Here is a 13,797-nt window from a genome sequence, read left to right as displayed (position 1 = left end):
ATCTATTTAATGGAAGGAGAGCAGGAGAATGGAACGCAACGCTGGACTCGATATCGTACGCAGCACCGCTATTTTACTAGTCTTATTCTGTCACGGACTAGGGTTCTTTTTCATGAAGTACCATGACTTTAACCCGCTCAATTATGTGACGGGATATGTGGCGGTTGAAATGTTTTTTGTATTAAGCGGTTTTTTAATTGGCCGCATTTTGTTACATGACATCGTGGACAACGGTTCTTTATCAGGGCTGAAAAATTTCTATCTCCGTCGTTGGTTCCGGACGCTGCCTCTTTACTATTTTGCACTGCTTACTACCTACTTGTTTTTTAATCACCAAATGGATGCTACGAACCTGATCTTTCTGCAAAACTTCAAAGAACAGGACCTATCCTTTTTGCCGATTTCATGGAGTTTGTCGATAGAAGAGTGGTTCTACCTCCTGATCCCGCTGCCACTCCTTTTCACAGGAAAATTCCGGAATAAATCCGCTGCCTTCTTCGTCATTACGTCTTTCATCCTTATCATCCCGCTCCTTCTTCGCATATATCAAGTATCGCACAGTCAGCCTGTTTGGGATTTCGGGGTGCGTAAGCAAATTCCGCTTCGGCTCGACAGCCTCATGTTTGGGGTTATTCTGGCGGGTATCAAAACGTACCATACCAATGTCTACCATAAATTTATCGCTGGAAAAGCTTCCTTGCTGCTTGCATTAGGTGGGCTCATCTTTTTTAGCGGTTACTTGGTCTACACCGGTATACAAAATCAAACGATGGATCATTCCTGGTTTAACCGGACGCTGCTGTTCACTTTCGTTTCTTTATTTATTGCGATGTTGATCGCCTATCTGGAAGTACATATTCCACGAATGGATCATTTTCCTAAAATACGTACTTTTTTCAGCTTCATCAGTTCCCAAAGCTATGGCTACTATTTGTTTCATTGGAATATATTTGTCTGGTTCAGCCGGGAAAATACGACAACTAGTATCGGCCACAGCTTATATTTACTGGTGTTTGCTCTAATTCTAATGATTTCGTTTACTTATCTGATGCATAGGTATTACGAAGTGCCGATCATGAAGGTAAGGGACCGGTTTACGACAAGAAGAAAAGTGAAATGGATGGATTCAAACCAGGCAGGTTAATGAAAAAGAAAGGCGAACTAGTACATGGAGATGTTCGGGAGATGTTCCTTATTTGGTTAGAAAGTGACATGGCATGTTAAGAATGGAGATGTTCTACATTGCGAGATAACAATGTCAGAGAAGTTAGGATAGCAGATTATCCGGATATTTATGTCTTGAACCAACACTTTAATCCGAATCTATCTGTATTTACAGAAGAGAAAGTAAAAGAGAAGTTAGTCACTCTTACAACGAAAACCAAAGATCTCATTTTTGTTTATGAGCAAAACAACGACGTGATCGGATATATTCATGGAAGTCCTTATGAACTGCTTTTTTCTGACTCCCTAGTAAACGTCCTAGGATTTGTTGTGAAGAAGGAATATCGAAGTCAAGGCATAGGCCGTATTTTAATTGAAAGTCTTGAACAGTGGGCAAAGACTGCCGGATATTCGGGGATAAAACTGCTATCGCATCCATCACGGGTACAGGCTCACAATTTCTACGAACGACGTGGCTACAAGTTTACCAAGGATCAGAAAAATTTCCTTAAGACATTCAGTGAAAACTAAAAAAACAGGCTGCCAACAAATGTGGCAACCTGTCGTTCGATTCATTTAGACAACACCTTGCGCAATCATAGCATCTGCGACTTTAGTGAAACCTGCAATATTGGCGCCTACGACTAGATTACCCGGATGGCCGTATTCATCTGCCGCCATAACAGCGCTTTTGTAAATATTTTTCATAATGGCATGGAGCTTATCGTCTACCTCATGGAATTGCCAGGAATAGCGCATGCTGTTTTGAGACATTTCAAGCGCTGATACGGCAACACCACCAGCATTCGCTGCCTTGGCCGGTCCGAAGAGCACGCCTGCCTGTAAGAATACGTCAATCGCTTCCAAAGTGGATGGCATATTCGCGCCTTCGCCAACCGCTTGTACACCGTTTCTTACAAGGATTTTCGCCGATTCCGCATTAATCTCGTTTTGCGTCGCGCTTGGCAGGGCGATATCGCATGGAATCGTCCAAATGCCGTCACAACCCTCGTGATAAGTTGCAGTTGGATGCTCGTTGACATACTCACTGATCCGCTTTCTATCTTCTTCCTTCAATCGACGTACCGTGTCTAGGTTAATCCCATTTTTATCATAAATATAACCATTGGAGTCGCTGCAAGCAACGACTGTAGCGCCTAGCTGCATGGCCTTTTGCATGGAATAGATGGCCACGTTACCTGAACCGGAAACAACGACAGTACTGCCGTTAAAGCTAAGGCCTTTGGACTGAAGCATTTCATTTACAAAGTAAACGCAACCATACCCAGTCGCTTCTGTACGTCCCAGACTGCCGCCGTAGATGATTCCTTTGCCAGTCAAAACACCAGCCTCATGAGCTCCTCGAATTCGCTTGTATTGACCGAACATGAAGCCGATTTCCCGCGCGCCTACACCAATATCTCCAGCTGGCACATCCGTATCTTGCCCCATATATTTATAAAGCTCTGTCATGAAACTTTGCGTAAAACGCATGATTTCATTATCGGACTTGCCTTTAGGATCGAAATCGGAGCCGCCTTTACCGCCGCCAATTGGCTGTCCTGTAAGGGAGTTTTTGAATGTTTGTTCAAACCCAAGAAACTTGATGATGCTTGCATTAACGGAGGGATGAAACCGCAAGCCACCCTTGTAGGGGCCAATCGCACTGTTAAATTGAACACGAAAACCGCGATTTACATGTGTATTCCCTTGATCATCTACCCAAGGTACGCGGAAAGTAATTAAGCGCTCTGGCTCAACGATCCGTTCAAGGATACCATGTTTCATATATTTCGGATGTTTGGAGAGAACAGGAATCAAGGACTCAAGAATCTCCTTCACTGCTTGATGGAATTCATTCTCATGAGGATTACGTCTTACCACTGTCTCGTATACGCCGTGCACGTATTCTCTTGCAACTGTTTCATTGTCGACCTGTACTATCACAATCTCATCCGCCTTCGCAATCAAGTGTAGTTAAAAAAGTTTATTATAATAGTTTTACCTTATCCTTGGCATTTGAGCAATCAAAATTTACATGTCATGTAAGCTTACTCCGATGAGTCAATGAAGTGCCCATTCAAGGTTAAAAAAAGCCGCGAAGAAATGATTCCTCGCGGGCATTACTATTGTATTTTACGAAATGTCTTGCGAAAGTCACTTGGTCTCACATTCGTTTTGCTGTGGAAGAGGTTCGAAAAATAATGGGGATCGGCATAGCCCAGTTTGTAACCAATTTCACTAATGGTCAATTCAGTGTCTAGCAGCATGTGTTTAGCGGATTCTATCTTTTTGGCGATGACATAGTTATAGATGGTAGTCCCTACTTCTCTTTTAAATAAGCGATTGAGGTGCCTATTAGAAACGCCAATGTGTGTGGAGAGTTGTGCCCCGTCGAAAGGCGAGAGGACACTGTTATCCAGAAATTGTTTGATAGACTGAACTTTTGCTGTTAAAGCATCGCCTTTTTTACGTAAAGACTCAGATAAGCCAACAATGATTCGCATAAGGATGATCTGAAGCTCAGAATGCAGTTCCTGAGCTGATTTATGCGCAGCATTGTCGATAGCCTCTTGAAAAAGTGATTCTAACCCGCTATTCTGAACGACAATATGGGGAAGCAATTGATAAGCTTCAAGCATCTTAAGAATCCAGTTGCCGCTAATGTTAAGCCATATATAACTCCATTGTTCCTCGTTCTTAGGATCAGAGACAACTTCATGGTAGCAGCCCGCAGGGAGGAGGAATACATCTCCCTTGCGAGCTATCGAGCTTTGTGAACCAACCTTAACAGTTCCTTGACCTGAACGAACAAAGCCGAAAACGGTCACCTTCGCAAGCATTCGAATGTTGCAATAATCCGATTCGCAGTAATTCACGCCCAAGAACTGTACGCTCAGTGGAGGAGGTTCTCCTACCTGCGGCAGGTGATAGATAGGGCCTTGCTTCCCGAGGTTATTCAATATCTTCATCCTTGTTAGGCATGCCATACTCGGGGCATCGCCATAGACTCTTTGCCTAGTTCCGCCCATGCATATTTCAACAAAAGCTCCGATTTAAGGGATTGGTATTCGGGAAGATGCCATAAGTTACGGATTTCACCCGGATCTTCTTGTAAATCAAAAACTTCACCATAAGTTTGGTTATAGTACACGGTAATTTTATATCTTTCATCCACATACGTTTTTTGATGAATCGTCGTTGGGGTATGACGAAATTCGCAGATAGCATGATCCCTGGCTTGACTTTTCTGACCGCGCCAAACTTGTGACTGATCTATACCTGTCATATGGTGAGGAATCGTAATGCCGCATAGAGAGAGAAACGTAGGTGCCAAATCTACCAATGACTGAATGGCAGGTGATGTTACTCCAGCAGGAACTTGATCTGGATACCGAACAATAAAAGGAATCTTGATAAGGTCTTCGTAGTGAAAGCCGCCTTTGGCCTGGAGGCCATGTTGACCATAGAAATGCCCATGGTCCGTTGTAAATACCACGATTGTATTGTCCGCAAGTCCTAATTCATCAAGCTTGTCCAGGATATTCCCAATGTATTTGTCCATCAGACTGATCATGCCGTAGTAGGTTGCTACTAGTTGTTTACGGTCATGCTCAGCATATAAATTTGAGTGGGAATGATAGCCGTGTATCCCATAGTCACCCTCTTTCCAAGGTTTGAAATCGGGATTTTCCAATTGCGTTAACTGAAAGTGAGGCGGATTCTGCTCATGCTCACCAGGAGTGACGGTGGGAATGGTCAGATCACTAGGATCATACATTGTATCCCAAGGTTCAGGAGCCAAATAATCCGGGTGAGGGTCAAAGAAACTGGACCAAAGGAAAAAGCTTTGATCTTCTTCTTGATATTGCTCCAGAAGTGCGTTGGTTCTTTCCGCAATCCAGGTATTGTAGTGATATTTCTCCGGAATTGGCCATTTGTGTAGAATGGAGCGATCCATCGTGCCCGTTGGCGGCAAGAAATAGTCACGCCAGTTCAAACAACCTTTTTCTTCCATCCAAATGGCGTAATGTTGGCCGACGTGCGCTTCATTCGTATGATTACGTGCCAGTTCTACATGATCAAAGCCGTAGAATGGTCCGTTATTCTTTTTCCAGAAATCAAGATCTTGTAAGATCGGATAGGATTCGAGAGAGGGATATTGTTCGGTTGAAACTAAAGGTTGAAAATGAGCTTTACCTATCAGCGCAGAATTGTAACCGGCTTCACGGAAATCTTCACCGACCGTATGCACTTTCTCTAACAGCTTCGTGCCCAGTGTCCATGCTCCGTGCTGACTTGGATACATGCCTGTAATGATGGAGGCCCTAGTCGGTGTACAGGTGGGGTTTGGACAATAGGAACGTGTAAATGTCGTTCCTTCTTTCACCAGCCGATCCAGATTGGGTGTCTTAATTTCCGAATTAAAAGCACCTAGTGTATTCCAATGCTGCTGATCACTTGTAATTAACAAAATATTAGGTTTCTTCATCCAATAATACCTCCAAGTATCATACTTATATATTAAGAATAAGGGTAATTTGCAGAATTGGGAATATCACGGTTTCGTATTTATTTAACATTTTGTTAGGTTTGATGAGCTTGAAGTAGTAAAATATAAAGCATAAGATGAGTCAAAGTGCACGAAATGATCTATCAAGACACGAGGAGAAAATACGATGCAGGAATTTACGCATGAATACGCACAGCACTATTATTTGAATCCTAATGAGTTTATCAAGATGAGTGGCTTATGGTGTATCCGCATAGGGCATAACGTGGCCAAACCGAACTATCAGGTCGGTCCGAAAAGAATCGAGTGCTACAGCCTGCATTTCGTGGTTAAGGGTCAACTCCTTCTTCAACATGAAGACAGAGAAGTGATTCTGCAAGCGGATGATATCTGCTGCTTCTTCCCGGATGAATCGTATTCCTACCGCATTAATCAACCAGAGGAGGCCTTAAAGCTTGTTTGGGTAGCATTTCAGGGCCCTCAAGCTCTATCGCTGCTTCATGCGCTAGGATTAACTCAGACAAATCCAATTCTACGTACAAGGTGCAGTAGGGAAGTTTGGGCAAAACTATATGCTCTACTTCAGTTCATTTCAGATCAACCAGATGGAAATGAAGATATAGGATTTTCAGCGGAACTGCAGGAAAAGTTGTATGGTATCTTCGCCGTTCTTATGAAAGAGGGAAGGACTTTAAACGAGGCTAAAAGTAACATAGATGATATCCCTTGGCTGAAGCGTTCGCTTGATTTTATGCTACTGCATGCGATGGAAGGAATCAGCATCAAAGAGGTTGCGGAAGAGGCAGGGGTACATAGATCATACTTCTCTGATATCTTCAAGAAGCGGATAGGCGTATCGCCAAACCGTTACTTATATCGTCTCAAAATGGAAAAGGCTTCAGCGCTAATCTCCTTAAAGGATCGTAGTATAACAGAGGTCGCTTATAGTGTCGGTTATCCGAGTCTATATTCGTTCTCAAGAGCTTTTCGCAATTATTATGGTTATTCTCCTGAAAATAAGCCCTGATATCGATCCATCCTGTACACGAGCGAGTGGATTAATGTCCGTATTCCTCACCTAACGAGCAGCTTTCTATATTAAGAGTTTCTACAAAGCACGATATACTTATCTTATGAACTCGGTGATTATGAAAGGATGGATTCAATGAAAAGCAATTTTATCGTACAGCCTCCACATCCCGAAACGGAATGGGCTGCCTGTACAAGCTATTCTAAGACTGCTGTAAGGATCGAGCGAGTGATCAATGTTTCACTGAAAGATGTGAGTATTTGCAAAGGACCGGATCACTTGTATTATTTGACTGGAACGACGGATGGCAAGGCCGTACAGGTGTGGACTTCGACGGACTTACAGTCATGGACAGAACCAGTAACCATATGGAGCTTGGAGCAAGAGGGTACATGGCAAAAGGAGAGTACAGGCCCAACGGGCATTTGTGCGCCGGAAATACGCTATATAAGAGGGACGTTCTGGGTTGCTTACGGGTTAATTCAAGGCGGTACCGGCTTGCTGAGAAGCACTTCGAATTCCGTAAAAGGGCCTTACGAGGACATGGGCAGGATGACAACGGATGGGCAGGATGCCTCTTTATTTGAGGATGAGGACGGAGCTGTCTATTGGGTTTACAGGAATGGTCAAATTGCTCGTATGAATGAGGAAATGACCAGACTTGCAGAAATTCCTAGAATGGTCGAGGTGCAGCCTTGGAAAGTAGCCGGACGTGAGGATGATCCATCTTACACTATCAATCTGCAAGTTGGGGCGTACGGCGCTTTTTTATACAAACGAGATGAATATTACTATATGTTTTGTGCCGATCATTTTACTCGGATGAACAGCGAGGCTGCGGATACGTTCGTTGCTGTGAGTCAATCGATCTATGGCCCCTATAGCCGGCGGTATTTGGCCCTTCCCCATGGAGGGCAAATAAGTCTATTCGATGGACCTGAACAACAGCTCTATGCCTCCTTTACAGGTAGTGGCAGTTATTCATTGGTTGAGGATTATCCGGCCGTCGTTCCAATGACTTTGGCTAGTCCTGGTTTCATAAGACCGACGGAGGAAGTGGTGCTGGAGAAAGGAGCCGTAGGAATTCTCAAACCTATCGCGGATTTTCCTATCCGAGATCCTCATATAAGCACTGGCCCTGATGGCACCTATTATATGACGGGGACTTCCGATAAGCCGCATCGTAACTTTTGGGACCGGAATAATCAGTTACACGTGTGGAGTTCGTCTGATTTGCAGGAATGGCAGCATGTAGCGAAAGTATGGGATCTATTCGAGAACGGTACATGGGAGAACAACATCTATCAGAACCCGTGTCTCTGGGCACCTGAGATGATTTATTTATATGAGACCTACTGGATCACATATTCACTTCAAGGCGGGGGTACAGGATTAATCAAAAGCGTGTCTGGACTCTCGGAAGGTCCTTATATCGATATGGGCCGCATGACGAATACGGATATTGATTCAAGCTTTTTCCTAGATGAGGATGGCGAAGTGTATTTTGTATGGCAGGACGGGAAGATTGCCCGCATGAAAAAGAATATGACGGGATTCGCGGAAGAACCTCGTAAACTGCTGTGCTCAAACGGAAAGCGCGTCGGGTATGAGGGCGCTTTTATCGTGAAGTACAAAGGGAAGTATATCCTCGGTGCGGCGGAATGGAATGGAGACAAACGGGTAGACGGCACTTATGATTTGATGTATGCCGTAGCAGAGAACATATACGGCCCTTATACCCCTAGACGTGTGGGGGTCCCGCATGGAGGACACGGAACGATGTTCATTGATCGTGACGGCAGACTCTGGTCTACCTTTTTTGGAAACGATCGAACCGCACCTTATCGTACTCGACCGGGAATCGTTCTTCTTGAAGCAGAAGAAGATGGGCAAGGGCTATGCATAGCGCCTTGTTGTGAGTAATATAAAAGCATGAATCAAGCTCGGGCTTCCGGGCAGGGTTCATGTTTTTTTCTAATCTAAGCGCAGTAGAAAGGGGCACTTACCCATGAAGTTTTCCTCCTTGAAGAAGTTAATTTCACCCACGGTAAGCATTCAGGGGAAAATCTTCGTCGCCTTCAGTTTGGTTACACTGCTTGGCATCGTGGCGGTGACGAGCATTGTTTATTTGTTCATGAGAGAAACGGTCAAGAACAATGCGATTACATCCGTTACGGAAAGCATTCGTCAGGCAGATGAATCCCTGAATCTCCGATTAGAAGAAGTTAGCCGATTAAATACAGTGGTAGCTACCAATAAAACTGTGCTGGACACCCTGCTTAGCAAGACGGAGGAACCAAGCTATGAGTGGTTCCAAGAACAAAAACGGATCGAGGAGTTTTTATCCGCCCTAATTGCCTATAAGCCGTACATATCGCGTGTAGCCGTTATTGGCTTGAACGAGAAGGTATTTTTCGTTGGCTCTCCATGGCTCGACAAGAACATTTTATTCACACCGATGATGGACGCTTTGCTTCAAAATGGATCAGGCCATGCCTATTTTCATCAAACCGGCTTTAACAATTCCATTGTGACAGGTCGCGAACTGCGCTATAACCGGAATTTAATCGGTATGGTCATGTTCGATCTGAATGATGAGATCGTTAAGAAAATATATGATGTGAAACCTACTTCGGATAGTATGTTATATGTCGTAGACAGGAAGAACGAGTTCATCTATCAACCAAGTACAAGCGTTCTTGATGAAGAAACGATTATTAAGCTGAATGAGGAGCTTGGCGGTACAGACGGTTCGGTTGAGAAGATCATTAACCAAACCTCATATCTAGTCGTCATGCGGAAATCGGAGTATACGGGATGGTCCACACTAGCGCTCGTTCCAATGAAATCGCTTTTAACAGAAACAGCCCGGATTCGTAAAATTTTAGCCACTGTAGCCATTATTGTGTTTATCATCATAGTCATAGCCACCTTACAGGTGTCTTCTAGAATGACGAGGAATATTCGCAGATTGAGATCGATGATGATGCATGTCATGGAAGGCAATATGTCGCTGCCAACGGTGGAAATTCATTCCAAGGATGAAATCGGTCAGTTATATCAAGTTTTCAAGAGTATGGTGGAACAATTAAAACGGTCCCTTGAGGGTATCGTGACCAAAGAGAAAGAGAAGCGTGAAGCGGAATTGGCTGTTTTGCAGGCGCAAATTCGCCCTCATTTTCTATATAACACACTGAATACGGTTAAATATTTAGCTAAGCTAAACGGGGTGCCGAACATTGTTGAGGTATCCGAATCTTTGATTGAGCTTATGCGCGGTGTACTTGGAAATACAAATGAATTTCTCACCCTGCAAGAAGAATTACAGTATGTACGTAGTTACGTAACCATTGAAAAATATAAATATGTGGAACCTGTCCATTTGAATATTGAAGTTGAAAATGAGGAGCTTTTACAGCTTAGCGTGTTGAAGCTGATGCTGCAGCCTCTTGTGGAAAATGCCATTATTCACGGGCTTTCAGGCTCTGAGTGTGAAGGAGAAGTGCTGATTCACATCTACGTGGAAAGTAAGGAATTGAGAATCGATGTTCGGGATAACGGCAGAGGCATGTCGAAAGATCAGATCAATGCGCTCTTCGAAGCAAACACAAATACACGCTTCAGCGGCATGGGAGTACGCAATGTGCACGAGCGTATCGTTGGCCTTTTCGGGGAACCTTACGGTGTCTTTCTAGATAGTGAACCAGATGCGTATACGACTGTGCAGATCAGATTTCCATTAATAACTCGACTTGAAGAGGAGGGGGATACACATGTTTGAGGTATTATTGGTTGACGATGAAGCCTTGGCACGTAACGATGTTAAGGGGATGTTGAACTGGGAAAAGCATGGTTTCACCATTTGCGGAGAAGCGCAGAACGGGGTTATAGCCCTCTCAATGATGGAGCAGCATCCTCCACACATTGCGATTCTGGATGTGAGTATGCCAACGATGAATGGGGTAGAGCTCAGTCGTAGGATCAAAGACAAATTTCCAAAAGTTAAAATGATCATGTTGAGCAGCTTTGACGATTTCGATTATGTTCGCACTTGTCTCATGAATGGGGCCATGGATTATTTGCTCAAACATCGTTTGAACGCGAGCGCACTCTTGGCACTTCTGGATCAAGCAGTCGTGGAGCTGCAGAGCGAAGCAAGGGAGCATAAAGCTCGCAGCGCTCAAACCCAAATCATCGAGAGCCTAAGTCCGGTTATTCTTCGCGAACATGTGGCGAATTTGGCTAGAGATGTGGAGGGCGCCGAAGAATCGCTGCTGACATATGCAAAAGACAATGATCTCTACACGCATTCCGTCAATTATGGAACTGCAGCCGTTCAGATCGTACCCTTCTTATTATTGACGGAGTTATTGAATGACGTTCAAAAAAATAGGTTCGTGCAGCAAGTTACAGATGTGATGCAAATGGCAATAGGGGATGTACAGAAACGAACGGTAGGATATGTAGGGGAGGGACGATTTATTATCCTGTTTTCATCGGAGGAGCGAAGCGAGCTCGCCGTATCAACCCAAATTAATCAAGCCATGAGCGCACTTGCTCATTCTCTTGAGAAATTCCTTAACTTAAAATGTGTCTACATCGTTGGCCCGCGAAGTGGAAGTTTAAAACAGCTTGCCGCCAGTTATCGCAAGGCTGATCAAGATATAAATGATAGGTTATATCAAGGGATGCCCCCTTTGGCTTCTAGAGATTCTCTCTTTGTAGAAGAGAAGAAGCAATTGCTTCTTTATCTGGAGCAGCTTGATGGGGATAGGATTCACCAAGTCATTACAACTGTTTTTGCCACAGTAAGAAACCAACCTGTCTACGCTATGACGGTACAAATCATAGTCAGCGAAATGCTTCGACTCGTAGAGATGTTACTGGAACGGCAGTTTTCTCATATCCCCAGAGAGGACATGGCGTTAACCCCCACGCGAAATGAACTTAGGCGAATGAGTAGTAGTTCTGATCTTGAGATGTGGTTATTAGCTTATTACACACGGATCGTTGATCATATTAAGAAACAGCAAGTTGGAGGCTCATACTCCCGTCACATTGCTAAAGCGGTTCAATATATTTCGGACAACTACGCTGCTAACATTTCTTTGGAAAGTACGGCTAGTGCTCTTAATCTAAATCCATCCTACCTAAGCAGATTGTTCAAAGAGGAAACACAAATGACGTTCACGGAATATATCAATCGAGTGCGCATTAAAAAAAGCTGCATGCTCATGGAATCCGAAGCTTTTGCGTTGAAACAAATAAGCAGCGAGGTTGGCTTTTTGAGCTATACTTATTTTTTCAAAGTTTTTAAGAGCATGACGGGGATGACGCCGCAAGCTTATATCGATCATTTGAAAACGTCAAAAAAGTAGAATGAAATGTCATATATGTTGAATCAGCGAGGAGAAGTCTTTATTTATAATGAGAACAACCCTTAGAAAACGCTTTCTTTAATAGGGTGAAAACAACATGATCGGAGGAAAGTTAGAATGAAAAGAAATTGGGGGACAGTACTGCTTTCTACTTTAGTTGTTTCTAGTATGACATTAGCGGCTTGCAGCTCGGATACGCCAAGCACAGAGAAAGAAGGCAATTCCAAAGGTGAAGCTTCAAGCAATACGTCTGCAGATGGATTTCCGATTGTCAAAGAACCATTGAAGCTGAAAATGTTCACACGAATTGCGCCTGTCAATGGGCCATTCAAAGACATGCCGGTGTTCCAAGACTATGAGAAAATGAGCAACGTTCAAGTTGAATTCATTGAGGCGCCAACAGATGGTTTTAATGAGAAAAAAAACCTGCTTTTTGCATCCAATGAGCTTCCGGATGCCTTGTACCGCTCAGGTCTCACACCTTTAGAGGCAATCCGTTATGGTTCGGGCGGGCAATTGATTCCTCTCGAAAGTATGATTGATAAGTATGCGCCTAATATTAAAAAGCTTATGGATACTTATCCAGAAATTCGCTCAGCGATCACGACACCTGAAGGCCACATCTATGCCTTGCCTGGTATTGTTACTGTAAACGCTGCCAGAACCGATAAACGTTGGATAAATCAAGTCTGGCTGAAGAAACTGAACCTGAAAGAACCTGAAACGACGGACGATCTATACGAGGTTCTGAAAGCTTTCCGTGATAAAGACCCGAACGGGAATGGTAAACAAGATGAGATTCCAATGACAGCGCGCAATGGGTTGAGTATCGTACCTATCATGGCAGGGTCATTTGGTTTGGATTTTCAGCTAGGATATAACATTAATTTGGACAATGATAAAGTTAACATTTGGATGGGAAGCGACCGGAATAAAGAGTTATTGGTGTACTTAAATAAGCTGTATTCGGAGAAATTGCTTGATTCTGAGCTTTTCACACAGAAAGAAGCTCAGTATTTGGCTAAGCAAGGGTCAGCCAATACCGGTTTCTTCTTTGATCAGACGAACAATCCGATGCTAGATACGAAAGTCGCGGATCAATACATAGGTATAGCGCCAGTGAAAGGACCGCATGGTGACAGATTGCAATTGGCATCTCCGGTTCCAAGGGATTTCGGTGCTTTCGCGATCACTTCGGTGAACAAGAATCCAGAAGCAACGCTGCGTTGGGTTGATTATTTCTATGGGGATGAAGGATCGACTCTGCTGCGCTTCGGTCGCAAGGGAGAGAATTATGAATTGCGTGATGGGATTCCATTTTATACGGATGCCTTCTTGACGTCTGGTAATCAAGGTAAAATCACACCTTACGCTGGAGGAGGAGCGCCGCATCTGATCAGTGAGAAGGTTGCTTCTTACATCAATCCGCCTCAGGTACAGGAAGCTCAAAAGAAACTGGATCCGTACATGCCGAAGATTCGCTATGCATCACCGATGTTTGATGAGCAAACGGCGCAACAAATTAATATTTTACGAAATGATATTGATAAATATTACGAGGAACAAAGCACGAAATTTATCGCAGGTGCCCTAAGTTTCGATAAGTGGGGCGAGTTTCAGAACACACTCAAGAAAATGAAAATCGATGAGCTTCAGAAACTGTATCAGGATGCTTACGATAAACTCAAACAGCAAAAATAAGTTTTGACGGC

Annotated in this window: 10 protein-coding genes; 7 read left to right on the top strand and 3 right to left on the bottom strand. The window is 43.8% G+C overall.

The genetic code is table 11. The features are described 5' to 3' along the window. Window positions 1–28 precede the first annotated feature (28 nt). Window positions 29–1,144, top strand: coding sequence for an acyltransferase family protein (locus AC58VC_RS21110; RefSeq protein ID WP_497370981.1), 1,116 nt, complete (start codon window positions 29–31; stop codon window positions 1,142–1,144). A gap of 98 nt (window positions 1,145–1,242) precedes the next feature. Continuing rightward, window positions 1,243–1,695 carry a GNAT family N-acetyltransferase gene (locus AC58VC_RS21105; protein WP_497370979.1) on the top strand — a complete coding sequence of 151 codons (453 nt, stop codon included), beginning with the start codon at window positions 1,243–1,245 and terminating at the stop codon, window positions 1,693–1,695. Window positions 1,696–1,740: 45 nt separating this feature from the next. Here the strand turns inward: AC58VC_RS21105 and gdhA are convergent, their stop codons facing one another. The 3 genes from gdhA to AC58VC_RS21090 all read right to left on the bottom strand — a co-directional run bounded on the left by gdhA (window position 1,741) and on the right by AC58VC_RS21090 (window position 5,656). Next, entirely contained in the window at window positions 1,741–3,111 is a 1,371-nt protein-coding gene (gene gdhA, locus AC58VC_RS21100) for an NADP-specific glutamate dehydrogenase (RefSeq protein ID WP_497370977.1), read from the bottom strand. A gap of 179 nt (window positions 3,112–3,290) precedes the next feature. After that, window positions 3,291–4,127, bottom strand: a complete 837-nt coding sequence (locus AC58VC_RS21095) for an AraC family transcriptional regulator (RefSeq protein ID WP_497370975.1) — start codon at window positions 4,125–4,127, stop codon at window positions 3,291–3,293. A 14-nt stretch (window positions 4,128–4,141) separates the two neighbouring features. Beyond that, window positions 4,142–5,656 (bottom strand): sulfatase family protein, encoded by a 1,515-nt coding sequence (locus AC58VC_RS21090; protein WP_497370973.1) that lies wholly within the window; start codon window positions 5,654–5,656, stop codon window positions 4,142–4,144. Window positions 5,657–5,843: 187 nt separating this feature from the next. Between AC58VC_RS21090 and AC58VC_RS21085 the strand changes: the two genes are divergently transcribed. The 5 genes from AC58VC_RS21085 (at window position 5,844) to AC58VC_RS21065 (ending at window position 13,786) form a co-directional block, all read left to right on the top strand. Continuing rightward, window positions 5,844–6,704, top strand: a complete 861-nt coding sequence (locus tag AC58VC_RS21085; RefSeq protein WP_497370971.1) for an AraC family transcriptional regulator — start codon at window positions 5,844–5,846, stop codon at window positions 6,702–6,704. 138 nt (window positions 6,705–6,842) lie between these two features. Beyond that, entirely contained in the window at window positions 6,843–8,630 is a 1,788-nt protein-coding gene (locus AC58VC_RS21080) for a family 43 glycosylhydrolase (RefSeq protein WP_497370969.1), read from the top strand. An 85-nt stretch (window positions 8,631–8,715) separates the two neighbouring features. Further along, entirely contained in the window at window positions 8,716–10,488 is a 1,773-nt protein-coding gene (locus AC58VC_RS21075; RefSeq protein WP_497370967.1) for a cache domain-containing sensor histidine kinase, read from the top strand. Continuing rightward, window positions 10,481–12,085 (top strand): response regulator transcription factor, encoded by a 1,605-nt coding sequence (locus AC58VC_RS21070; RefSeq protein ID WP_497370965.1) that lies wholly within the window; start codon window positions 10,481–10,483, stop codon window positions 12,083–12,085. The genes AC58VC_RS21075 and AC58VC_RS21070 overlap by 8 nt, the downstream gene beginning before the upstream one ends. A 117-nt stretch (window positions 12,086–12,202) precedes the next feature. Beyond that, window positions 12,203–13,786 (top strand): extracellular solute-binding protein, encoded by a 1,584-nt coding sequence (locus AC58VC_RS21065; RefSeq protein ID WP_497370963.1) that lies wholly within the window; start codon window positions 12,203–12,205, stop codon window positions 13,784–13,786. Window positions 13,787–13,797 lie beyond the last annotated feature (11 nt).

It is taken from the genome of Paenibacillus sp. J22R67 (assembly GCF_059692175.1).
Note: the sequence above shows the minus strand (reverse complement) of the source record. Positions and strands in the feature narration are given on the sequence as shown.

Coding starts and splice junctions, on each gene's coding strand:
- AC58VC_RS21110 (WP_497370981.1), top strand. CDS start 29: ATGGAACGCAACGCTGGACTCGATATCGTACGCAGCACCGCTATTTTA.
- AC58VC_RS21090 (WP_497370973.1), bottom strand. CDS start 5,656: ATGAAGAAACCTAATATTTTGTTAATTACAAGTGATCAGCAGCATTGG.
- AC58VC_RS21085 (WP_497370971.1), top strand. CDS start 5,844: ATGCAGGAATTTACGCATGAATACGCACAGCACTATTATTTGAATCCT.
- AC58VC_RS21080 (WP_497370969.1), top strand. CDS start 6,843: ATGAAAAGCAATTTTATCGTACAGCCTCCACATCCCGAAACGGAATGG.
- AC58VC_RS21075 (WP_497370967.1), top strand. CDS start 8,716: ATGAAGTTTTCCTCCTTGAAGAAGTTAATTTCACCCACGGTAAGCATT.
- AC58VC_RS21070 (WP_497370965.1), top strand. CDS start 10,481: ATGTTTGAGGTATTATTGGTTGACGATGAAGCCTTGGCACGTAACGAT.
- AC58VC_RS21065 (WP_497370963.1), top strand. CDS start 12,203: ATGAAAAGAAATTGGGGGACAGTACTGCTTTCTACTTTAGTTGTTTCT.